At 65.1% G+C, this 22969-nt stretch carries 22 protein-coding genes and 1 pseudogene; 14 read left to right on the top strand and 9 right to left on the bottom strand.

The window, feature by feature from the left end; translation table 11 throughout:
- Positions 1-52: 52 nt before the first annotated feature.
- The 3 genes from ACQP2U_RS21960 to ACQP2U_RS21950 form a co-directional block, all read right to left on the bottom strand.
- On the bottom strand, positions 53-457 hold the full coding sequence (locus ACQP2U_RS21960; RefSeq protein WP_433709197.1) for a hypothetical protein: 405 nt from the start codon (positions 455-457) through the stop codon (positions 53-55).
- Positions 458-612: 155 nt separating this feature from the next.
- A complete protein-coding gene (locus ACQP2U_RS21955) occupies positions 613-1515 on the bottom strand; it encodes a class I SAM-dependent methyltransferase (RefSeq protein ID WP_433709196.1) in 903 nt (300 codons plus the stop codon).
- A 1044-nt stretch (positions 1516-2559) separates the two neighbouring features.
- Positions 2560-3993, bottom strand: coding sequence for a CHAD domain-containing protein (locus ACQP2U_RS21950; protein ID WP_433709195.1), 1434 nt, complete (start codon positions 3991-3993; stop codon positions 2560-2562).
- Between the two features lie 596 nt (positions 3994-4589).
- On the opposite strand from ACQP2U_RS21950, the gene ACQP2U_RS21945 reads away from it, so the two are divergent.
- Positions 4590-5090, top strand: coding sequence for a hypothetical protein (locus tag ACQP2U_RS21945; RefSeq protein WP_433709194.1), 501 nt, complete (start codon positions 4590-4592; stop codon positions 5088-5090).
- Positions 5091-5131: 41 nt separating this feature from the next.
- Here the strand turns inward: ACQP2U_RS21945 and ACQP2U_RS21940 are convergent, their stop codons facing one another.
- From ACQP2U_RS21940 to ACQP2U_RS21915, 6 genes and pseudogenes are all read right to left on the bottom strand, one after another.
- Positions 5132-6040 (bottom strand): bile acid:sodium symporter family protein, encoded by a 909-nt coding sequence (locus ACQP2U_RS21940; protein WP_433709193.1) that lies wholly within the window; start codon positions 6038-6040, stop codon positions 5132-5134.
- A 94-nt stretch (positions 6041-6134) separates the two neighbouring features.
- Positions 6135-7415 (bottom strand): dihydrolipoamide acetyltransferase family protein, encoded by a 1281-nt coding sequence (locus tag ACQP2U_RS21935; RefSeq protein ID WP_433709192.1) that lies wholly within the window; start codon positions 7413-7415, stop codon positions 6135-6137.
- A gap of 11 nt (positions 7416-7426) precedes the next feature.
- Positions 7427-8409 (bottom strand): annotated as a pseudogene (locus ACQP2U_RS21930) (alpha-ketoacid dehydrogenase subunit beta).
- Between the two features lie 42 nt (positions 8410-8451).
- A complete protein-coding gene (gene pdhA / locus ACQP2U_RS21925) occupies positions 8452-9519 on the bottom strand; it encodes a pyruvate dehydrogenase (acetyl-transferring) E1 component subunit alpha (RefSeq protein WP_433709191.1) in 1068 nt (355 codons plus the stop codon).
- Between the two features lie 9 nt (positions 9520-9528).
- Complete coding sequence (gene lpdA, locus ACQP2U_RS21920; protein WP_433709190.1) at positions 9529-10983, bottom strand: dihydrolipoyl dehydrogenase; 1455 nt, start codon at positions 10981-10983, stop codon at positions 9529-9531.
- A gap of 154 nt (positions 10984-11137) precedes the next feature.
- The gene (locus tag ACQP2U_RS21915) at positions 11138-12337 is read right to left on the bottom strand and encodes a PucR family transcriptional regulator (RefSeq protein WP_433709189.1); all 1200 of its coding nucleotides are present in this window, start codon (positions 12335-12337) and stop codon (positions 11138-11140) included.
- A 333-nt stretch (positions 12338-12670) separates the two neighbouring features.
- Here ACQP2U_RS21915 and ACQP2U_RS21910 point away from each other — a divergent pair, with 333 nt between their 5' ends.
- The 13 genes from ACQP2U_RS21910 to ACQP2U_RS21850 are packed head-to-tail and all read left to right on the top strand — an operon-like array spanning position 12671 to position 22793.
- A complete protein-coding gene (locus ACQP2U_RS21910; protein ID WP_433709188.1) occupies positions 12671-13396 on the top strand; it encodes a hypothetical protein in 726 nt (241 codons plus the stop codon).
- A gap of 5 nt (positions 13397-13401) precedes the next feature.
- On the top strand, positions 13402-14541 hold the full coding sequence (locus ACQP2U_RS21905; RefSeq protein WP_433709187.1) for an SRPBCC family protein: 1140 nt from the start codon (positions 13402-13404) through the stop codon (positions 14539-14541).
- Positions 14538-14954 carry a gas vesicle protein GvpJ gene (gene gvpJ, locus ACQP2U_RS21900; protein ID WP_433709186.1) on the top strand — a complete coding sequence of 139 codons (417 nt, stop codon included), beginning with the start codon at positions 14538-14540 and terminating at the stop codon, positions 14952-14954. The genes ACQP2U_RS21905 and gvpJ overlap by 4 nt, the downstream gene beginning before the upstream one ends.
- Positions 14954-15712, top strand: coding sequence for a GvpL/GvpF family gas vesicle protein (locus ACQP2U_RS21895; RefSeq protein ID WP_433709185.1), 759 nt, complete (start codon positions 14954-14956; stop codon positions 15710-15712). Before gvpJ ends, ACQP2U_RS21895 begins: the two co-directional genes overlap by 1 nt.
- A gap of 3 nt (positions 15713-15715) precedes the next feature.
- Complete coding sequence (locus ACQP2U_RS21890; RefSeq protein WP_433709184.1) at positions 15716-15970, top strand: gas vesicle protein GvpG; 255 nt, start codon at positions 15716-15718, stop codon at positions 15968-15970.
- 14 nt (positions 15971-15984) lie between these two features.
- Positions 15985-16311: a gas vesicle protein gene (locus tag ACQP2U_RS21885; RefSeq protein ID WP_433716548.1), complete on the top strand. Its 327-nt coding sequence runs from the start codon at positions 15985-15987 to the stop codon at positions 16309-16311.
- Positions 16308-16703 carry a gas vesicle protein gene (locus ACQP2U_RS21880; RefSeq protein ID WP_364345837.1) on the top strand — a complete coding sequence of 132 codons (396 nt, stop codon included), beginning with the start codon at positions 16308-16310 and terminating at the stop codon, positions 16701-16703. The genes ACQP2U_RS21885 and ACQP2U_RS21880 overlap by 4 nt, the downstream gene beginning before the upstream one ends.
- Positions 16696-17490 (top strand): GvpL/GvpF family gas vesicle protein, encoded by a 795-nt coding sequence (locus ACQP2U_RS21875; RefSeq protein WP_433709183.1) that lies wholly within the window; start codon positions 16696-16698, stop codon positions 17488-17490. Before ACQP2U_RS21880 ends, ACQP2U_RS21875 begins: the two co-directional genes overlap by 8 nt.
- Positions 17487-17723 (top strand): gas vesicle protein, encoded by a 237-nt coding sequence (locus ACQP2U_RS21870; protein WP_433709182.1) that lies wholly within the window; start codon positions 17487-17489, stop codon positions 17721-17723. Before ACQP2U_RS21875 ends, ACQP2U_RS21870 begins: the two co-directional genes overlap by 4 nt.
- Positions 17716-18006: a gas vesicle protein K gene (locus ACQP2U_RS21865; RefSeq protein ID WP_397029551.1), complete on the top strand. Its 291-nt coding sequence runs from the start codon at positions 17716-17718 to the stop codon at positions 18004-18006. Before ACQP2U_RS21870 ends, ACQP2U_RS21865 begins: the two co-directional genes overlap by 8 nt.
- A 52-nt stretch (positions 18007-18058) precedes the next feature.
- Positions 18059-19351, top strand: a complete 1293-nt coding sequence (locus tag ACQP2U_RS21860; RefSeq protein WP_433709181.1) for an ABC transporter substrate-binding protein — start codon at positions 18059-18061, stop codon at positions 19349-19351.
- Entirely contained in the window at positions 19348-21165 is a 1818-nt protein-coding gene (locus ACQP2U_RS21855; protein ID WP_433709180.1) for a hypothetical protein, read from the top strand. Before ACQP2U_RS21860 ends, ACQP2U_RS21855 begins: the two co-directional genes overlap by 4 nt.
- Positions 21162-22793: a hypothetical protein gene (locus tag ACQP2U_RS21850; protein WP_433709179.1), complete on the top strand. Its 1632-nt coding sequence runs from the start codon at positions 21162-21164 to the stop codon at positions 22791-22793. Before ACQP2U_RS21855 ends, ACQP2U_RS21850 begins: the two co-directional genes overlap by 4 nt.
- The last annotated feature ends 176 nt before the right edge of the window (positions 22794-22969 follow it).

Here is a 22969-nt window from a genome sequence, read left to right as displayed (position 1 = left end):
CACTCGCCTGTTGCTGGATACAGGGTGTCTCGATGCCGCGTAGGCCGTTGCCTTACTGCACGGTGAATAGCTTCGCCTGTCCGGAGACAACCGTGTCGTTGCGGTCGACGAGGGCGACGCGCACCTGGATTCGATCCGACTGCATGGGTGGCCGGCCAGGGGTTTCGGTCATCGGGATGCTCGCGTCGTGTTGGGTATTGTCGCAGGTGACCGCGTTCTGAGCGCCCTGGGCGGCAGGACCGTCGGCGGTGGGTTCGCCCATCATCGCCTGGATACTGGCCACTCCGTCGGAGTCGTCGCAGCTGTAGGTGACTTGAACGATGGTCGGTCCGGCGCGGGAGATGTCGATGGTCGCAGCGGCGAGAGCGGGAGCAGCCGTCGCGACCAGGACCGCCGCCGTCGGTGCGAAGACGGTCGCGATGCGAAGGGTGCGCAGACAATTCCTCGAAGTCGTCATGGATCTCGGTTCCTCCTGTGTAGCGGGGATGAATCGCTGAACACAACGGGAAGAGAACGCGGTACTTGCCGTGCGGCACGCATCGATGGTCCCAGCCCTGGAGCCTGAGTGCGTGGGAATTCGCTAACGCGCCTCGTCGCGCTTGTCCTGCGGGATCAGGGGTGCTTCTCGGCGGATATGTAGGACGCCCGCCGTAACCGATCGAGGAGTTCGGCGGGAAGCTCGGCGGGTAGGTCGGTGATCGGGCGACCGTAGGTGGCGGCCAGGTCGAACGGGGTGACGCGGTGGACCGACCAGTTGTGCTGGGCGAGCCAGTCCCCGGGATCGGCGCGGGCGTCGTCGTACCACAGGTCGTGCACGTTCAAGTTGCCGAACGGGTTGGGGCCGAAGAACTTTTCCTCCATGTCGAAGTGACGCTGGTCCATACCGCGGCCGAAGTCGTCGGTGGCCACGCAACTGCCGGGCGCGGACAGCGAGTCGATGCGTTCGAACAATGCGTCGTGCGCCGAACCCGGCAGGAATGGCAAAAGCCCCTCGGCCGACCACGCCGCCGACCGTCGCGGATCGAAACCCGCGGCAGTGAGCGCGGCGGGCCAGTCGTCGCGCAGATCTACCGCAACGGCGCGCCGATCGGCCCTGGCCACGGCACCGTGCTCGTCGAGTACCTTGCTCTTGAACTCCAGGACGCGGGGCTGATCGATCTCGAAGACGACCGTGCCAGCGGGCCAATCCAGGCGATATGCCCGCGCGTCCAGACCCGATGCCAGGATCACTGCCTGCCGCACACCCCGCTGCCACGCCGCGGCGAAGAACTCGTCGAAGAACCTTGTCCGAACGCCCATGAACCGCCCGAACAATCCGACCGTGCCCGCCGCGGCCGGTTCGTCCAGTTTCCGCAGAAAGTGCGGTTCACCCGCCGCTTCGACGAACCACGCCGCATACTCGTCGTGGATCATCGGTTCGGGATCGAGCGTCTCGAGTGCGCGAAATGTGGCGACGCCCAGGGCGGTCAGACCCACGCTCGTCACGATGTCCCAGCTGTCTCCGTCCGTTCGCACAGATATCACCTCGTCGTGTCAGTGATCAATGGCAGGTCGTTCAGCGGTTATCGATCAAGGTGGTGCGCCGCGATGCGAGCTCGACCGGCAGGTGGGCCGACAGTTCGGGTGGTTCGCTCGATTATTTCCAGTCCTCGGCGAATTGGATCCTCCGGAGAGCACTTCACCAACAGCCTTTCCTCCTTGCGTCGATTTGTCCACCCTCATCGGACATCGATGCATGTTCAATTATTGGTGAATGGGCCGCGACTCTCCGCAGAATTGCGTGACGTGTCCGGCGGCGTTCTGATGCCGGATCTGCCGCGTTATATTCTACGGTCATCGATCTGCCCCCAGCCTGCGAATTTGATGCTACTGGCCTCTAATACACCTCGTCTTGTTTCCTGAACCCGGAGTGCTGCAACACCTATCGCCATGATGCGGGGGAGATTTCCTTCGCATGGTGCGATTAATTGTCTGGTTCGTCTGCGAAGAACCTTGTGATCCGGGGTGGAAGATTTAATTCACGAATTGTGTGCGGAGCGTGAGACTTTCGCTTCTTTGTGGGCTCGCAATGATATCGCGGTGCCGCGATAGTCGCACCGAGGAGATCCGTAATCCGACGGCGGGGCGCGCCCTCGGCCCGTGGAAACCGGGGCTTGTCGGCTGCGGGGCGCACGACCGTTCGTCGCCGCCGCACTGGATCGGTGGGGAACCGCCGAACAGCGCCGCGACTGGCTGCGCAGGCTCACCAGGGGGATGTTGTTGCCGCGCTGGCGGCGACCGAGGCCGAGACGGGCACCGACTTAGCCGGTGTCGCAACGACTTTCGAGGCCGACGGTGCCGACCGCGAGAGGAATACCACCCCGACGGACAATGCGCCGGAATCCTTGGCGAGATGGTCTACGCCGCCGAACTTTTCGGCCAATGACGGTCGAGTCCATCGTCAGGGCCATGGCCACCGCACTGGAGGCGATATCCGCCGAACCCGATGCCCCAACCGGATATCGCAGGTGCCGTCTTGAACCAGCAACCCCTTGAAAATGACCATCACTGATTTTCAGGTCACGAATATCTATTCGCGGCGATTTCGGCGGCCTTGCGACGAGCCTTGTCAGCGGCGTGTATTTCGTTTGCGTAGAGCAGGCCGAAGGTGAAGCCGTTCTCGTCCGCTGTTGTGCCTGCGGTCGTCGCGGTGCGCCGCAGGAATCGTGACGATACGATGCCGTCGTTGTAGTCGCCGAGTACGCGTTGAATCTTCTTGTAGTACTTGATATTCGGCTTGGCTTGCTTGCGCTTTACCGCGGGCTCGAGCAGTTCGGCGGCATAACGGGCTCGCTTGGCGGCCTTGCGGGCTCGGTGCAATGATGCGCGCCGTTGGTTGAATAGGCCGGTCGTAAGCCGGTGATCGGCTTTGCGCGCGGCCTTGCGGGCCCCCTTCAGAAGTTCACGTCGATGAAGTCGCCTGTCGAACGGTGGATGCGATTGCCAGGCATGCAGGGTCGCGAGCAACTTCAGGTATCGCGTCGAGTCCATGGCCTCGGTGAGTGCGTTGCGGCTTGGCGCCTGTCGGGCCAGGATCGTGGTGTCGATGCGTGCGGCGATCGGGCCGAGGACGAGCTCGGGCGGCAGTTTGTGCACCTGGTCGGCCAGACGGCGACGTTGGACGTGGCAGTCGCGCACATCGCCGAGTAACCTCGCATACCACTTCAAATCGTCCTCGACGACACCGATAGCGGAGCGGTTCAACAGCTTTCCGAACACGCGCAGGGTGCTGCGCAGGCGCCGTGTCGCGACGCGGGTGTCGTGGATCGGATCCTGGCCGCGGCGCAAACCGACGTCGCCAGCGAAGATCACATCGATCTGCGCGGTCAGGTATTCATAGATGGCGCGCTCCACGTCAGTGTCGGTGTCCAGACCGGGCTGCGCGGGTAGTACGCGAGACAGCTTGGAGGGAAACTCCGACCTGCGTGCGCCAGCCTTGGCGAGGCTGTCCGCCAGCGCCGCGGGTACTGCGTCGATCTGCGGGCCGAGTTCGACCTCGATCTCGCGCCAGGCGATGGACCCGCTGTCTGCCGGTGTCGTATCGACGATGTCGTCGTCGACTTCGACTATCAATTCGCCGTCAGGCCCGAGTACACGGTGGCGATCACGCAGTGTGTGAATCGTCGTGACCGCCTGCAGTCGTTTACCCAGCGCCGCGCCGGTGACCAACTCGACCAACTCGGGTGGCAGTTCCTCCGAGATCGGGGCATGCAATTCGGTGCGACCCTTCGGATGGGGAACTTTCAACTGCCAACCGGATTCGTCGGCACCTTCCCGACGGCGCAGGGTGAGATTGTGAGCGAGCAGATCTCGCTCGGGGGTGTCGAAATAGGTGCTGGTCAATTCGACCGATGTTTTTTCGACACGACTGTCGGGGGCGAGGTTGTCCAATGCCGGAAGAGTAAAGACCCCGTCGACCTCCCACTTGCTTTCACGTTCCACTACCTTCTCCATACATTGAGCGTTCCCGGCCGACCGCACCCGAAACAGCTGGCGTCGGCGGGTTCGCCCTCCAAAAGCAAGGTGCCACCGTGGCCCGCGGAACCGGTCCGGCCCCGCTGCTCTGCCAGCGCCACCCTGCGCGCCCTCATGGATCGCGTCCGGCGTATGTCGTATTCCGCGTGTCGGTGTGCTGTCGAGGGCATACTGGGCGAGCCATAAGCTGCATTGAGGAGAGACAAGACCCGAAGGGGCCGTTGTGACCACAGCGATCGTCGCTCGTGTTGCCGAAATGGGCGAATTCGCAACACGAACCGGTTGTGCGCGCCGAGCGCCTGCGTCGTCAGTGCAGCGAGCTCGGTCGCTGATACAGCTAGCCGCGTAACGGCGATCCGGTTCCGCTGCAACCGTTCAACGCCGGACCGCTGCGTTCATAGTGTGAAAATTCCACGCGCGCAACTCTTTGCGGAGCTCACAGAGCGGGGGTAAGGCGACATTCGCCGCGAGCGGGCCCTCTCCGCTCAGGCATGCGACTGACTCGACAGCTCTGGTTTGCCAACTGCCCCAGAAGAATTCCAGCCCTTTCACGCTTTCCCACTTTGGAGGAACGGATGAATCCATGGACTGAGCGACTCTGCGTCAACAGGGTCGCCGTTGTGTCCGCCTCGGTCCTGATCGCGGTGGCGGCGGTCGCATCCTTCACGTTCGGACACCATCTGGCACGGTTGGCCGGAACGCCGTCCATCCTTGCGTGGCTGTGGCCGATTGTCGTGGGCCTCACGGTCTTTCAGATCGCCTACTGCTACGTGATGGTCGGAACGTTGCCGTACCGGACCGGAATCATCCGGCTGTACTTCGGGGTTCTGCTGGTGAGCGGTGTCGCCGCCAGCATCGTCGGAAACGCGTTCAACATCACGAACACCGTGGAGCTCGCACTGGCCGCGAAAGCGATCGTGGGTGCAATTCCGCCGCTGTGCCTGCTGCTGGTGGTCCTCAACACATCGATCTTCTTCAGCGCAACCAAACCATGGCTGCATGGTGTGGCCGATTTCCCCCGACGTACCGCGGCTGAAACGCCGGTCGTCGACGCGGCTGGGAGGCTTCTGTCGTAGCTCGAAAGCGACGGCGACACTGGCCGAACTGCTGCACCGCCTCAACGCCGAATTCGGCGACTGAGACTGTCGCCCTCGGCCGTCCGCACCCCCGGGTGTCGTCGGGTGATGAGCCAACCGACAGCGCCAGCGACCGGCAGCATAATTCCGCCGTAAACCCCGGCTGGCACACTTATTTCGGTGCTGTCGAGAACGCTGATGGCGATAGTGATGGCGATGGCGCTGTTGTGGATGCCGATCTCCATCGAGCACGCTATCGCCTGGCGGATATCGACGCCGCACCATCGGGGGACGAAGTAGCCCACGGACAAGCTGAGCAGGCAGAAGATAAGGGTGACCGCGCCGACATCGAGGAGATATCCCGGCAGGTCGGCGGCACCGCTGATCACGCTTGCGGCTATGACCAGTACCAGGATCAGCGCCGAGCCGATGCGCACCGGCCGGTCCATCCGGTCGGCGAAGTCGGCGGACAGCCGCCGCACCAGCATGCCGATGATGACCGGGACCAGGATCATCGCGAATACCTGAACCACCTTGCCGAACTGCAGGCCGAGTCCGCTCGCACCGGCGTCGGGGTGGAAGTAGTCGATCGCGAAGTTCGTTATCAGAGGTGCGGTGACGACCGCGATGACCGAATTGACAGCCGTGAGCGAGACATTGAGTGCGACATCGCCGCCGAACAGGTGACTGAGCAGGTTGGCCGTAGTACCGCCCGGCGATGAGGCGAGCAACAGCATGCCGACAGCGAGGGTCGGCGGCAGATCGAAGAGCAGGACCAGACCGAACGCGATGACCGGCAGCACGAGTAACTGACACACCAGCGCGATAGCGACCGTCCTGGGCTGGCGTGCGGTGCGGGTGAAATCATCGACGCTCAGCGAAAGTCCGAGCCCGAACATGATCACGGCCAACGCCAATGGCAGAGCAAGTGATACGACCGGTGAGTTCACCGCGGTCCCTTCGTCTCGTTGGAGTGGACGCGGGAAACGGTATCCGGCTGGGGCGGTGCGGTGGTCCGCTCCTTCCGTTCAGCGAGAAGGCCCGTCAGGTGATGATGCGCAGCGGATGTTCCAGCAGTTCGGTGAGTTGTTGGAGGAATCGTGCGGCGGTGGCGCCGTCGATTGCGCGGTGGTCGGCGGACAGGGTGACGCGCAGGATGCTGCGGGTCACGACCTGGGAGTTGTCGAGGCGCAGTTCGTCTTTGGCCGCGCCGACGGCGAGGATGGCGGATTCCGGCGGGTTGATGACGGCAGTGAACTGTTCGATACCGAACATGCCGAGGTTGGAGATGGTGAAGGTGCCGCCACTCATTTCGTCGGCGCGGAGTTTGCGGTCGCGGGCGCGTTCGGCTTTATCGCGGGTTTCGGTGGCGATTTCGGAGACGCTTTTGCGGTCGGCGTCGCGGATGACGGGGACGAGGAGTCCGGCCGGGGTCGCTACGGCGATACCGAGATGAATTCCGCGGTGCCGAAGAAGTTTGTCGTCGGCGATGGAAACGTTGACGGCCGGGTCGGTGCGCAGTGTGGTGGCCACCGCTTTGACGAGTAGGTCGTTGACGCTGACCTTGGTTTTGCCTACTTGTTCGAGGGTGCGGTTGATCTGCGCGCGGAAGGCCAGCAGGTCGGTGACATCGATCGCGCTGGTCAGGTAGATGTGCGGGGCTTGCTGTTTGCTTTCGGTGAGGCGTTTGGCCGAGACCTGCTGGATGGTGCTGAGCGGGATCTCGTCGTAGTCGCCCGCGGGGGTCACGGTTGCTACCGGTGGTGCGGCGGGAGTGGATTCGATAGTGCGGTAAGCGGATTCGACATCGTTGCGGGTGATCCGTCCGCCGGGACCGGTGCCGGTCACGGCGGCCAGGTCCACGTCGAGGTCGCGGGCGATCTTGCGGGCCAGTGGTGAGGACTTCTTGCGCGTTCCGGTCTCTGCTATCGCAGCGGCAACTGGCACAGTTGCGACCGCCTCAATCGGGTTATTCTGCGTACCAGCGCTTTCCGACTGTGCGTGCGAAGTAGCGGCACGATCTTCGGCCGTATCACTCGACGTCGTACCGCTTTCGGCAGCCGAGCTCGATCCGCCCGCCGTGGAACCGGTTCCGTCGCCGATCAGCGCGATGGTGTCGCCGATCGGGACCCGCGAGCCCGGCTCGAACAGAATCTGCTCGAGGACGCCATCCTCGTAGGCCTCGAGTTCCATCAGCGCCTTATCGGTTTCGATTTCGGCGAGGATATCGCCGCGGCTGATCTTGTCGCCGACCTGCTTGAGCCAGGCGACGACGACGCCTTCCTCCATGGTGTCGGACAGGCGGGGCATGATGATGTCGGGCATGTGATGTCCTCTCAGCGGCGTCGGCCGACGGCCGCGAGTGTTTGCGCGGCGGCTGTGTACAGGGATTCGGCGGACGGCAGCGCGATCTGTTCGAGGGTTTTGGCATAGGGCAGCGGCACTTCCGCGGCGGCGACCCGCCGAACGGGTGCGTCGAGGTAATCGAAGGCGCCATCGGAGATGGAGGCGGCGATTTCCGCGCCGATGCCATAGGTGAGCCAGTCGTCTTCGGCCACCACGGCACAGCCGGTCTTGCGAACCGATTCGACAATGGTGTCGCGATCCAAGGGGCGCAGGCTGCGCAGGTCGATGACCTCGGCCGAGATCCCCTCGGCCGCAAGGCGTTCAGCGACCGGGGTGCGATCGTGGCCATTCGCGAGTAGCCGACGAGGGTGATGTCGGTACCCACGCGCGTGATCGCTGCCTTGCCGATCGGTGCGGGCGCAAGATCCTGCGGCACTTCGCCTTTGGTGTTGTAGAGCGCGAGGTTTTCCAGGAACAGCACCGGGTCGTCGTCCTCGATGGCCGCACGCAGTAGGGCACGAGCGTCGGCCGGAGTACTCGGCGCGACGACCTTCAGGCCGGGTACGAACGCGTAATACAGCTCGATGTTCTGGGAGTGGGTGGCGCCGAGTTGCTGGCCGCCGCCACCGGGAGTGCGGATCACCATCGGGACGCTGGTCTGTCCGCCGAACATGCCGTAGATCTTGGCGGCATGGTTGACGATCTGGTCCAGCGCCAGCAGCGAGAAGTTGATCGTCATGAGTTCCACGACCGGGCGCAGGCCGAGCATGGCCGCGCCGATGGCCGCGCCGACGAATCCCTCTTCGGCGATCGGGGTATCGCGGACGCGCTTTTCGCCGAATTCGGCCAGTAGTCCGGCGGTGATCTTGTAGGAGCCTTCGAAGACGCCGATCTCTTCCCCGATGAGCAGGACGTCGTCATCGCGACGCATCTCCTCGCGCAGGGTTTCGCGCAGCGCTTCGCGATAGGTCATGACAGGCACGGTGGTGTCCTCAGCGGTTGCGGGAAGGTGTTTTCAGAACAGCGGATCGGCGGGTAGCCGTCGGGATGCACCGGCCACCGGGGTGGCATAGGTGTAGTCGAACAGGCTCGTCGGCTCGGGGTGCGGACTGGCGTCGGCGAATGCCACCGCCGCGTCGACCCCTTCGCGTACCTCGGCTTCGATGGCGGCAACGGTATCCTCGTCGAGGAAACCGGCGGCGAGCAGCTCGCGCTGTAGCCGGGCGACCGGATCGGATTCGAGCGCGATCGAAACTGCTTCGGCGCTACGGTATTTCGCGGGATCGACCACCGAATGGCCCTTGAGTCGATGGCTGACGGCTTCCAGCAGGGCTGGTTTACCCTCCCGGCGAGCGGCGTCCACCAACTCGGTAGCGATATCACGCACCGCGAGTACATCGGTGCCGTCGACTCGTTCGCCCCGCATCCGATAGGCACTGGCCCGCTTGTAGAGGTCGGGTTCGGCGGAGGATTGTTCGACGGTGGTGCCCATCCCGGTCTGGTTGTTGATCACCACGAACACCACGGGCAGATGCCACAGTGCCGCGATATTCAGCGACTCGTGGAATGCCCCGATATTCGTTGTGCCGTCACCCATTTGGCAGAGCACCACATCGTCGCCGCCGCGGTAGTCGATGGCCAGTGCGGCGCCGACGGCCAGCGGCAACTGGCCGCCCACGATGCCGTAACCGCCGAGCAGTCGGGTCGCGGTGTCGAACATATGCATCGAGCCGCCCCAGCCCTTGGAGGTGCCGGTGGATCGCCCGTAGAGTTCGGCCATCACCCGGCCGGGTTCGATGCCTTTGGCGATCGCGTAGCCGTGTTCGCGGTAGTTGGTGAACAGGTAGTCGGTCGGGCGCATCGCCGCGGCGAGTCCGACGACGGTGGCTTCCTCCCCGAGGTTGAGATGGCAGTAGCCGCCGATTTTGGCCTGGGTATAGCCCTGCGCCGTGCGCTCTTCGAACCGGCGCACGAACAGCATGTCGCGGAAGTAGCCGCGCAGGGTGTCGGGATCGGTACCGGCGAATGCCTTGCGGGCCGCGGTCTTCGACGTGGATTTCCGGGGTGCGGTGGTCGTGGTCACGGTGGCTCCTCAGCGTTTGCGTGGCGCGATGTGTACGGGCAGTCCGAGTCCGGCCAGTGCCGCCTCCATGCCGATCTCGCCGAGGGTCGGGTGGGCGTGAATGGTGTCGGCCAGCTCATCGAGCGTTGCCTCGAGCGAAATCGCCAGTGCGCCTTCGGTGATCAGATCACTGGCCGAGGGGCCGATGATGTGCACACCGAGCACCTCCTGATGCTGTTGCCCGGCAATGATTTTGACGAAACCCTCGGTCTCGCCGAAGATTTTGGCTCTACCCAGGGCCGCGAACGGGAAGCGCGCGGTGATCACCTGATGCCCGGCGGCGCGGGCGGCGGCCTCGGTGAGTCCGACGCTGGCGATCTCCGGATGGGTGAAGGTGGCCGCGGGAATCACCGTGTAATCGATATGCGCCTGACGTCCGGCGATCACGTCGGCGGCGGTGAGGCCTTGATGCGAGGCGACGTGCGCCAGCAGTGCCCGACCGGTGACGTCGCCGATGGCGTACACATGCGCGGTACCGGTACGCAACTGCTCGTCGACGGTGATGAATCCGCGGTCGTCGGTAGCGATCGCGGCACTGTCCAAGCCCAGGTCGGCGGTGTTGGGCCGCCGACCGACACCGACCAGTACCACGTCGGCATCGAGCTCGCGCGCCTGCGGACCGTCGACCCGTACTCGCAGTGTCTGATTCGACTGTTGGGCAATGGATTGCACCGTCGAACCGGTGAGCACCGTAATGCCGCGCTTGCCGAAAGAGCGGCCGAGCGCCGTTCCGATATCGGTGTCCTCAGCGGGAACGAGCCGGTCCTGCATTTCGACGATCGTGACCTCGGCACCGAAGGTGGCGAACAGGCTGGCCCATTCGGCGCCGACCGCGCTGCCACCGATGATCACGAGCCGCTTCGGCACCTCGGTCAACCCGAATGCGCCATCGGACGTGATCACGCCAGGCAGATCAGCGCCCGGAATCGGCAGCCGAGCGGGCACCGAGCCGGTCGCGATGATCACATCACGGGCACTTACCTGCCGGATCGGCGCGGTCGGGGCGGCGGCGTAGCGCGGGCCCTCCGGGCCGATGGGGGAGGGACCCACCTGGTGCACCTCGACGGTGGTGGGATCGATGAAGCGCGCATGGCCTTCGATGACTGTCACCCCATTGGCCGTGAGCAGACCCGCGACACCGTCGGTGAGTTCCTTGACGATGCCATCCTTGCGTTGGCGCACGGCGGCGAAATCGAAGCGCACATTGTCGGCGTAGACACCGAAATCCGCTGCGGCGCTAGCGGTCTGGAAAACCTCCGCCGACCGCAACATGGCCTTGGTCGGAATGCAGCCCCAATTCAGGCAGACCCCGCCGGGCCGTTCCTTCTCCACCAAGGCGACGGCCAAGCCGTGCTGGGCCGCGCGGATGGCGGCCACATAGCCGCCGGGGCCGCCGCCGACCACCAGAAGATCGAAGTCCGGCACTCGTGGTGCTCCTCGTCTCGAGCGATTTCGACTCGACACGGGTATGGCGCGAGTCATCATCGACGAGTCTCGTCACCACCCAGCGCACAAACAATCACTCCGAAGCCCAGGAAATCGGTCTCGAAAATGGGCGCCGCGCCCAATTTCGCGGATGCTATCGGTACCCGGACTCGCTGAGTGGGAGTGCCGCGAGCGCGAGTGAGAGCTCCAGGTAGGAGCGTTGCCCCTCGAGCGGACGATCGAGCAGGGTCGAGATGCGTTGCAGCCGGTTGATCACCGTATTGCGGTGGCAATGCAGACGCGGCGCGGCATTTGCCGCCGAGCAGTTGTGCGCCAACCACACCGCAAGGGTCTGCAGCAGCGTGTCGCGCTCTTTGACCGGAAGCGCCAGCAGCGGGCCGAGGGTTCGGGTGACCAGCAGTTCGGTCAGGTCGGGCGAGCGAACCAGCAGCGCCTCCGGATAGCGCTCGTCCAAGGCGACCAATCCCGTTGCCTCCCAGGGCATTGTCCGCATCGCGATGAGAGCAAGCGCATGCGCGGTATCGACATCGGCGAGTCCCGCGACAGCGGGCGAAACACCGGCCAGTCCACGTATCTGCGGGCGAAGCTGATCCAGCACGGTCGCGGTGTCGTGACGGTCCAGTGAAACGAGCCCGATCGTGGCATCCACCCGGTCATGCCAAACCGATCTGATCCCCAACGCACCCAACGCGGCTTCGGTGCCCGCGCGCAGCGGCCGTCCCTCGCCGCCGCGGACCGCCACCACCAGATACGCGCCCTGGACGGGCAGGTTCAGCTCGCGCGCCACCCGTGCGGCGAAGGACCCATCATGGGCGCGCCCGGCGAGTAGATCCTCGATCAGCGCATGCCTGCGGCGCTCGTCGCGGCGCAGCTGCTCGAGTTCGGCATTGCGATACGAGGTGACCAACGACGAGGACAACCCGTCGATCACCATCCACATCGCGGTACCGGCCTCACGGACTTCCCGCGCGTCGATCGCATCGGCCCTGTCCAGCAACGCCTCCCACACGATCCCGCCGCCCAGCCGGAAGGTGCGTAACATCGCCTCCAACGGCACCGCTTGTGCCGCGCGATGCCTACCGATCGCCGCGGCCACATCATCGTGTTCGGGATCGGTCGCCGCGCCGCCGAGCAGATCCAGAATTCGGCTCAGATATTGCCGACAGCCTTCCTGTAACTCCTTGCGCGGCACCGAGGTGTAATCCGTCCACTCCGGGTTATCGGTGAAGATCGCCGAAAGCAACCGCCGGGTCAGCACGGGAATCTCCGCCCGGCAGGCCGCGGCCAACTTTCGCGTACCCGCCGTGGCGACCGGATGCTGGGGTGTAGCCATACCGGTCGACGCTACTCAGCGCCGTTGCGGGTGGTCTCGTCGGCGAGGCGTTGCCAGTACGCGGCGAATTGGCCGCGGTCGCGTTCGGGCCAGGATGCGGTGAGTCGATCGAAGCATCGGCGTCGTCTGTCGCGGGATACGGTGAGCAGGTCTCGACCGTGGTCGGTGAGTTCGGGCTTTCGAGGTCCGCACCCATAGACCTATCCAGTAACCAGGAATACGCTGAAGTTGCCAAATGTTCTGCGTCCCGATTTATCCCACTCCGGGCGTCGTATCTCGGACGTCCCGGCTTCGCGTAAGCGTTCGGATGTCGAGGCGAGCAAGGAGTGAGCCGTGAAAGGTGGAGCAAGAATTGCGATAGGGGTGGGCATCGGGTACCTGCTGGGGCGCACGCGCAAGATGCGGTTTGCATTGGCGTTGGCGGGTGCGGCGATGTCGAGGCGGTCGGCGGGAGTGTCTGGGGAACTGCTCGAGCAGGGGACATCATTGCTCAAATCGTCGCCGGAGCTGGCCCAGATCACCGATACCGTCAAAGGTGAGTTGCTCGGGGCTGTGCGCTCCGCCGCGGTCACCGCTGCCAGCAACCGCATCGACGCGCTCAACGCGCGGTTGCAGCAGCGCGCGGTACCCGATTCACAGGAGGTCCGAGGCGAGTCTCAGGAGCGGGATTCGGACGAGGACGAGGACGAGGATGAACGGCCAGCGGACGAATCGGCTGAGGAAGAACCCGTCGAGGATGAATCGGCTGAGGAAGAACCCGCCGAGGATGAATCGGCTGAGGAAGAACCCGCCGAGGAAGAAGCGGCCGAGGACGACGAGGACGCCGCGGATGAATACGACGAGGACGATTCCGACCGAACCGGAGACGAGGAAGCCGAGCCGACCAGCGCGCCGCCGCGCGCACGCCGGACGCGTACGACCATGCGTAGGACGGGCTCGAGGACCTCGGACCGTTCGACCGGGTCCGCCGAGCGTAAGACACCCTCGGTCCGTCGGCGCCGTACTCGCGTCGATACCGACGAAGCCGACGAAGCGCCCGTGCGACGCACGAGGAGATGAGGCCGATGGCGGCCAAAACATTGCGTGATGCGACGACCGGAGTCGGCAAGAAGGCAGCCGATTCGGCGGGCCAGGCCACGAAGGCCGCGACCCGAGCGGGGTCGACCATCCAGAGGAAAACCCAAAAAGCCGTCCCGATCAACCCGCTGCAGCAATCTGTGCAGAATCTGACCACAACCTTGGCCGAACGCGCGGCCACCGGGCTCTCGGGCACGGTATCGAAGACCGCCGACCGGCTGAATCAATACGCGGAAGACGGTGGGGGAAATCTACTTTCGGCGCTAACGGGAGTGGAAAAACTCAGCCAAGGCGCCTCGCCGCTGCGAGCGACGATGAGTGCGGGCATGGAGAAGGTGAAGCACTCCGTTCGCGACAACTTCGAATCGGTCAAGGAGTCCATGACCGGCGGCAAGGGCAATGGGGGTGGTAAGAAGGGTAAAGCGACCAATATCGTCGAGCAGCTCGATCTCGGCGTCCCGATCGACCTCGCCTACGACCAATGGACCCAGTTCGCGGAGTTTCCGAAGTTCACCAAGAAGGTCGAGCAGGTCGAGCAGGTCGCCGACGAGAAACTCACCTGGACCGGCAAGGTGTTCTGGTCCAGGCGGACTTGGAAATCGACGATCCTCGAGCAGGTGCCCTTCGAGCGAATTGTCTGGCGTTCCTCAGGCGCCAAGGGCTACATCGACGGCGCGGTGAGCTTCCACGAGATCACGCCGGATCTCACCCGCGTCATCGTGGTGCTCGAGTACCAACCCCACGGAGTCTTCGAGAAGACAGCCAACCTGTGGCGCGCGGCCGGTCGCCGATGCCGCCTGGAGCTGAAGCAATTCGAGCGGCACGTCATGACCGAGGCTGTGCTGCACCCCGACGACATCGTGGGCTGGCACGGCGAGATCCATGACAGCAAGGTCGTCAAGGACGACGAGACCGCGCGGCGCGAGGAACAGGACAACGCCGAGGCCGAAACCGCGGACAACGAAGATCGAGACGAAAAGGAAGCGAAAGACGAGTCCGACGAGTACGACGAGGATGAGCAAGGCGAGGACGAGCAGACCGCGCCCGCGCCGCCCCGCCGTCGATCGGGCTCGCAGCGCCGCACCACGGCGGCCCGCCGGTCGAGCGAGAGGAGAGCACGAACATGACGATCGAACCCGCAGGCGGTGGTGGTGGCGGTGGCGGAGCCGGCACGATGGCGCGCCCGAATTCCTCGAGCCTTGCCGACGTTGTGGACACGATTCTGGACAAAGGGCTGGTCATCGACGCGTTCGCGCGCGTTTCCTTGGTCGGCATCGAACTGGTGACCATCGACGCCCGAGTCGTCGTGGCAAGCGTCGACACGTATTTGCGCTTCGCTGAGGCGGTCAACCGGCTCGAAATTTCCAGCAGTGAACCCAAGGGCTTGACCGATATCGTCGGCGATGTCACCGAGGGCGCGAGCAAGCACAAGACGAAGGGTGCGCTCGAGGCGGCGGGCGAGAAGGTCAAGGGCTTCCTCGACGACGTCGAGGACAAACGCCAAACAGCAAGCCGGTCTTCCAGGCGCAGGGAGGAATAATGACTACCGACCACGCCGTATACGTCTACGGAATCGTGCCCGCCGATGTGGAGCCGCAGCCGCATGCCAGTGGTGTCGGCGATCCCCCGAGCGATGTCGCCGTGGTGCGGCACGGCGAGATCGCCGCGCTGGTCAGTGACATCGCCACCGATCGCCCGCTCGGCCAGCCCGATGACCTCGCCGCACACGCCAAGCTGCTGGACGAGTCGGCGGCTGTGGTCCCGGTGCTGCCGCTGCGCTTCGGAGCGGTGTTGACCGATGCGGAGGCGGTGGAGAATGAGCTGCTCGGGGAACACGAAGACGAGTTCCGCGCCGCGCTGGCGGAACTGGAGGGTCGTGCGCAGTTCGTGATCAAGGGACGCTACGTCGAGAATGCCGTCCTGCGTGAACTCGTCGAAGAGAACGCCGAGGTCGCCCGGCTACGCGAGGAGATCCGCGACAAACCCGAAGACGCCACCCGCGATGCCAGGATCGCGTTGGGCGAAATGATCAATCAGGCGATCGAAGCCAAACGCGCCGAGGACACCCGTCGGGTGATTTCCGAACTCGAGGAATTCGACCCGCTCGTCAACCAGCGCCAGCCCACCCATGAGGAGGATGCGGTCCATATCGCGGTCCTACTCGACAGGAGTCGGCAAGGCGATCTCGAGGATGTGTTGCGCCGCCTCGCCGCGGACTGGGACAACCGTGTCGACCTGAGCCTGCTCGGACCGATGGCCGCCTACGACTTCGTGACCAAGCCGGCACCCGAGAGCTGAACCATGGGTCTGGTCTCAGCGATCTTGTCGTTGCCGCTCGCTCCGATGCGCGGTGTGATCTGGCTGGGCGAACTGATCCAGGACCAGGTAGAGCAGCAGCTACAAAGTCCGGCGGCGGTGCGGCACGAACTCGAGGAGATCGATGCGGCCGCGGCCGACGGTGGGCTGTCCGAAGACGAGCGGAAACAAGCGCAGCAGGCCGTTATAGATCGCCTACGGCCCGCAGGTGACACGACGGCGAACAACGGGAAGGAGTGACTCGCGTGGCACGCATGACCACTCCGGAAAACCCCGAGGATGTCGACTCGGCGTCGGACGAACCGCCTCCCATCTCCGCGGCGCAGGCCTCGGCGGCGGCAATCGAGATCCTCGGTGAGCTGACCTCGAAGGATGTGGAGGGTGTCACTTCCATGGAGCCGATCGAGGACGGGTGGTTGGTCGAGATGGAGGTGCTCGAGGATCGCCGTATCCCTTCGTCGTCGGACATGCTCGCCCTCTACGAGCTCGAGCTCGATTTGGACGGGAATCTGCTGGCCTACCGCAGAACCAGACGCTATAACCGCGGCAGCACCGATATCGGCGGAAGAGATCCACGATGACGGTGGTCCCCGGAGGCGAATCGTCCGCACCGCAGCCGTTCGGAGGCGGACATCAGTCGACGAATCTCGCCGACATCCTCGAACGGGTGCTCGACAAGGGCTTGGTGATCGCGGGCGACATCCAAGTGAATCTGCTCGACATCGAACTGCTCACGATCAAGCTGCGACTGGTTATCGCATCCTTGGAGACGGCCAAGGCGGTGGGCATCGACTGGTGGGAGACAGACCCCTGGCTCAACAGCAAGGCCCGCACGCTCGAGCGGCAGGATCACGACCTCGAACTGGAGAACCGGGAACTGCGCGACCGGATCGCCGAACTGGAAGCCGCCCGCGAAGTGCCGCAATCTATCGAACGCCGCCGCGAACCCAAGGAATCGAGGCGGCGTGACTGACGAGGTCGGCGTCTGGCTGTACGCGGTGACGCGTGCTACGGACGCCGCGGCGGGAATCGGCCCGATCACCGGCGTTGCGGGCGAGCGGGTACGCACAGTGGTCTCGGATCCGCTGGCGGCGTTCGTCGAATCGGTGCCGCTCGCGGTGTTCGGGGAGCAGCCACTACACCGGAACCTCGAGGATCTGGACTGGCTGGCAGCGACGGCTCGGGCTCACGATGCCGTCGTGTCGGCCCTGGTGCGCCGTGGCCCGACCGTCCCGCTGCGCCTGGCCACTGTCTTTCTCGACGACGAGCGGGTGCGCGAGCTGCTCGATGCGCGGCGTGCGGACTTCATCGCATCGCTGACCCTGGTGACCGGGCGCACCGAGTGGGGCGTGAAAGCCTATACCGACCGTGCCGCTCTCACCGCCGCCGTGGCCGATGCCAGGGCCGCGCGCGCGGGGGCCGAAAAGGGCAGGGGCACGGCCTATCTGGTCCGTCGCCGCGCGGAGCTGTCCGCCCAGGCGACCGTGGAACGCGACGCGGCGGAACGGGCCGAGGAGATCCACGCGCGCTTGGTTCGACACTCCGCGGCGGGGCGTCGCCAAGCGGCGACGGATCCGGCGCTGAGCGGACGCCGCGACTGGATGGTGCTCAACGGCACCTATCTGGTCGATGACGACGACGCCGGTGACTTCGCCGCGACGGTGGACGAACTCGGCAAGGAATTGCCCGGCATCCGGCTCGAAATCACCGGCCCGTGGCCGCCATATTCGTTCGCCGGCGTGGACCAGGAGCGGATATGAGACCGGCCGACCAGAGCGTCGACGGCGAGCGCCGGGTGGCACTCGTCGACCTATTGGACCGAGTGTTGGCCGGAGGGGTAATCATTTCCGGCGACATCAGGCTGGCCATCGCGGACGTCGACCTGGTCGCGATCTCGCTGCGAGCCCTCATCTCATCCATCAGTACGCTGTCGGCGTCCTCGGTCGAATCCACGGCGGCACACCCCGAACTGGAACCGCCCCGAGATGGATGAAATCGGGGGCATTCCACCGCGTATCGATACCAACCCCGAATCCGTCGAGCGCGGTCTGGTCACGCTCGTGCTCACCCTGGTGGAGCTGCTGCGGCAGCTGATGGAACGGCAGGCCCTGCGGCGCGTCGACGAAGGCGACCTGACCGAGACCCAGATCGAACGCATCGGCACCACCCTGATGCTGCTCGAACAACGTATGGACGAACTGCGCGACCATTTCGGCCTCACCCCAGAAGATCTCAACATCGACCTGGGCCCGTTGGGAAAGCTCCTTCCCGATTAAGACGAGGATGCGATAATCCTCGGCGACACGACAACCCGTCTGTTGGGGGAGCATGGGGACGAGAAGAGCTTTGCTGCAAGCGGGTTGGGTGCTGCCGCTTGCCGCGTGTGCGCCGCAACTGTTGTGGGGCGATTCGGCGTCGATCCGGATCGGGGTGTCATGGAGTGGTGCGGAACTGGCGGCCTTCCGGAAGGTGTTGGCACCGATGGCGTTCGCGCGATCGGTGGATGTGATACCGATGGGCGACGAAGTCGGTACCGCGTTCAGCGCGGGCGGGAAGTCGGCGCCGGATATCGTGCTGCTGCCGCAGGCCGGGCAGGTTCGCGCACTCGTCGACGACGGTAAGCTTCGGCCGGTCCCCGATGCGTTATGGATCGACGATCAAGGGGTGCGGTATCCCGAGTTGTGGCGACAGCTGTTGTACCACAATGGAAAACCGTATGGCGTACCGTTCAAGGCCGCCGATAAGTCGTTGGTCTGGTACGACCGGCAGACCGTCGACAAGTATCACCTCGGCGACCCTGCCGACTGGACGATCGCGGACTGGGTCGACCGGATCGAGGTGCTCGCGGGAACGCCGATCCGGTTGCTCGCGCTCGCCGCCGCGGACGGCTGGGTACTGACCGATGTCTTCGAGAATGTGCTGCGCGCCGAATCTGCGCGCACCTACGACGATTTGACGACAACTTCACAGGATCGTGTCTGGGACCGGCCTGCCGTGCGCGAAACGTTCGCGAATCTCGCGCGACTGTGGGGTCGACCGCATGCCATCGCGGGAGGTGTCGCCGTGGCGTTGACCCGTCAGTTCCCGGATGCGATTCGAGAGGTGTTCGAGCACCGTCGCGCCGCCATGGTGATCGCACCGGATTTCGCCGAATCCGTTGTCCGCGAAAGCCTTCGGGTCGCCGGACGACGGTCGGAGGAGGTGGTCGGTATCGCACCGTTCCCGGTCACCGGCCTCGGTGGTGAACGCCCGCGGATTGTGGGCGGCGATGTCATGGTGGTGACCAGATATGCTGGCTCACACGCCGACGAGGTGGTGACGGCGCTGGCCGCGCCGGAGGCGCCGCTGCCGTGGATTCAGGGCGACGGCGGCTTCATTGCCCCGAATATCCGGACTACCGTGCGCTATTCGGCGCTGTTGGAACCGATCGCGCGTGTGCAGAGCCCGTGGAGCGCGTTCGATCTGTCCGATCAGTTGGGAGCGGTGGGCGGGCGTAACGGTTTGTGGCGCATCCTCACCGATTTTCTCGTCGCGATCGGTGACGGTGCCGTCGCGCGCCCGGATGCGGCGATCGATCGCGCGATCGCCGCACTGGACGGATTCGAGCGGAGCCGCCGATGACGGGTATCGCCGACTTCCGTGCCAACGGCTTGCGCATCGAGCTTGCGACGCGCCGGATGCGCGGCCCCCTGATACCGGGCGGGCGGCCGCATCGCTGGCTCGGTTGGGCGGGTCTGCTCGCGGTCGGGTTGATCGCGGTGTTGCTAGTGGCGCCCGCAGTGTGGACGGTGGCGATCGCGATGCCAGCGAGCCCGCGAATCGTGTTGTCCTGCATGCTCGTTGCCTGGGGCGCCGTCGCCTTCACGCTGGTCCGCAGGCGTGGCTCGTTGAGCAGGGCGCGGCTGTCGGTCCTTGCGCTTTGCGCTGTGCTCACCGCGCTGGGACTGTGGCTGCTCGCCGACGCACTGGCCGGCGACGGACGATGGGCCTATCTACTCACCATGCTGTGGGTCGTCTTCGGTCTTGTCCTGCTGCTCGTCGCTGTCGGCATCGCCTGGCTGTCACGGGATTCGCGCAGATTGTGGGCGCCGCTGATCGTGCCGTTCGGAATTTCGGCGTTCGTATCCGGTGTCGCCTTCCGGATAATCTTCCAACATCTCGCCGCCTGGTTCGGCATCGAAAGCGTTGGCGGGTACCGGATCTGGTTCGCGCTGATGCTCGGTTCGGCTTTTCTGTGGACCTGGCTTGGCTTCCTGACCGGCTTGTTGCGCGCCGATATCCGGGCCATCGAGGCAGATCCGGTGCGGTCGGGCTATCTGCATGGCCAGGGCAAGCGTTTCCCGCTGCTGCGCCTGCTGGAGTTGGTGCGTCCGATCCTGCTGATTCTCGGATTGGTCGTCGGGGTGGCCGCGGCCAGGATCTTCGATGTGGTGCTGATCGGGGTACCCGGCTCGATGCAGTATCAGCTCGACAGTGCGACCGTGCAGTGGTGGCGGCTGGCCACCGACGGCGATCTCGGCGCGGGCGTCGCCGCGGCTTACGCGCTGCCGTTGGCGGTGCTGGTCGGCTTCGTGGCCTGGCTGCCCCGGACCGGCGTGCGGGGTCAGCGCGGCGCCGCCCCACATGCCGCCGCTTCGCCGCCGACGGATGCCAGTCGCCGCATCGGTCCGGTGCGCGCGATCGGGATCGCCGTGGTGTCGCTGTTCGCCTTGGTGCCGATCCTGGTTCTGATCGCCGTTTGTCTGAACGGCCCCAAGGGATTCGGGCTCTCCGCCCTCACCGGCATGTGGAACGACGAATCCTTCCGTGCGGCGTGGCAGACGACATTGCTGGTGGCCGGACTGGCGACGATCGTCGTGGTGGCGGCCGCACTCCCCGTGGCGCATCGACTGGCCGCGGGGCGCCAGGGTGTGTTCTCGCGGATGGCGGTGGTGTCGCTGGTCGTGCTGTCGGTGCTGCCCGCGCAGGGCTACCTCGGTTCGCTCGATGCGTTCATCGATACGTTCAACCTGTCGGGCACCAGGATTCCGTTGATCTTCGTGCACGCCGCCGCGGGATTGCCGATCGCGATCCTGATCCTGCGCGGTGCGATGCTGGCCCCGCCGGACAGTCCGGCCGAGGCGGCGCTGCACGGGCTGGCCAGTCCGGGCACCGTTACTCGGCGACTGCTGGCATCGGCGGGTCCCGCTGTGGTCGCGGTCGCGGTACTGGAATTCATCCAGGTCTGGAACGACTTCTTCATCGGACTGATGATGAACGGCGCGGGTGCCAGCCCCTGGTCGTTGCTGCAGTGGCGCGAAGCACGGCAATTCAACGAGAATGCCGCGGAGTTGGCGGCCGGGTCGTTGCTATCGGCTGTGCTGCCCGTGCTGTTGTTGCTCGCCACCTGGCGGCGCTGGCTGGTACCGGGATTGACCGGCGGGACGCGCTCGTGACGGGGCCACGCGGACACGAGACGCCGCAGCAGATCACGCCGCGCTCATCGATCTGGGAGGGAGTGCTCGGCACCGCGGAGGTCGTCGCGTGGGCGCTGGTACTCGAACTGGGTCGCAATATCGTCGTCAACTCACTCGGGGACAACGATGTCGTCAAGGTGATCGGCGGACTGCTGCGTGGGCTGGCCATCATTGCCGTGTTGGGCGCAGGCGCGTATGTGGCATTCCGGCGCATAGACAGCTTTCGCGAAAGGGTGCGTACCGAAAGGGAACTCGCCCTGATCGCCGAACTGGTCGAGCCCGGCGAGCCGGTACGCTTCGTCGACGCCAGAAGCCGACCCGACCCGCCGCGACAGCTTTCCGAACTCGATCACAACCCCATCCTCGCGGCACTGCGCGACCTGCCGGTTCAGGAATTCGAGACCGCCGCTCTGCTCGCGGTGCTGTCGGCGGTCCTCGAGGCGCCGAGCCGGTTGCCCCCGGATTCGGCACCCGACGGGCGTACCGCGATTTTGTTGCTGGCCGACCTCGAGATGCGCGGGATCATCGGCTACCTCGGCGCGGACCGATATTGCCTGCGCGAAGCTCCGCGGCTGCCGCCCACCGCCGAAGTCATCCGCGGACCACACTGGCAAGCGGCATTGCCCGCACTGCTGCACCACTACGCGGACCGGGCGAGCCGCTGGTCCATTGCCTTGGAAACGGTTCGTTTCGCCAAGGGCGCGCGACGCTGGTTCGAAGCGGAAGAAGAATATCTGCGCACACTCTTCCCGACTCCGGCAACGCGGCTACCGACGGCGGCGGTACACGAACTCGCCAGAATCGCGGACGCCCTCGACGTCTGGTATGCCCGCAAGGGCCTGCCCGAGCATGCCCACGGCGTAGCGCAAGCGCTGTGTGATCTCACCGATCCCGACGATTTCCCGCTGCGCGGTGAGCTGGCCGCACTCCGAGCGGGGCGCCTGCGCCGACGGCCGCCGAAATATCGGCCACGCGCCCTTTCCAGCAGTCTGTCCGCGCGCTGGTCGCACTACACGGCGCTACATCGGCTCGACACCGAGCAGCCGAGTCCGATGGTGCTGACCGAGTCGGCCGAACAACTCGAAGCTGCGTGGTGGTTGCTGCCGCGAACGGATCTGGCCGGGGTGGTCTGCGCGCTGATCAACCTGGCCGTAGTCCACTTGCACGAGGGTCGAGTGGACGCTGCCCAGGACCGCCTGGAATTGGCCGAATCGCTGACCCGCGACGGCCGCGACCCCGCCGGCGGTGCCCAGACCCGCGAAACGCTCGGCGTCCTCTGGTGGACCCGCGGTGAACCCCGCCGTGCCCTTCGGCACTGGCAACGCGCCCTCACCGCCTACCGCGAACTGGATGACGATCTCGGTACCGGCCGCTGTTTGCAGCACCTCGGATCGGCGGTGGTTCTCGCCCCCGAACACGGTGGTCTGCTGCTGGGTAACGATCCTGCGCTCACCCGTGCCGAAGTACTCCGCCAAGCAGGCGGCTGGCTGGCCGCCGCCCGCCGCCTGCACCCCCAGGCTCTACACGCAGAACACTATGCACGCCGGGCTGGTTCGACCCTGCATACAGTGGATCGCTGGCCGCTTGCCGCGCCGGATCCGCAATAGCCGCGACGACAGGCCGAGCTGCCATGGTGTCCTGGGGCAAAGTCGCGACCGAATGATCAACCCGATATCCGGTAACCGCATCATGGTCTGGAATACCCGCACAATCAGACCCGTAGCAGGACCGTACCCCCACCTATTGCATCAAGTTAGTTGAATTCGCACAAATTGCTCGGGGG

This window comes from Nocardia sp. CA-084685, assembly GCF_050955785.1.
Taxonomy (GTDB): domain Bacteria; phylum Actinomycetota; class Actinomycetes; order Mycobacteriales; family Mycobacteriaceae; genus Nocardia.
The sequence above is the reverse complement of the archived record's forward strand: the minus strand, read 5'-3'. Positions and strand labels throughout refer to the sequence as shown.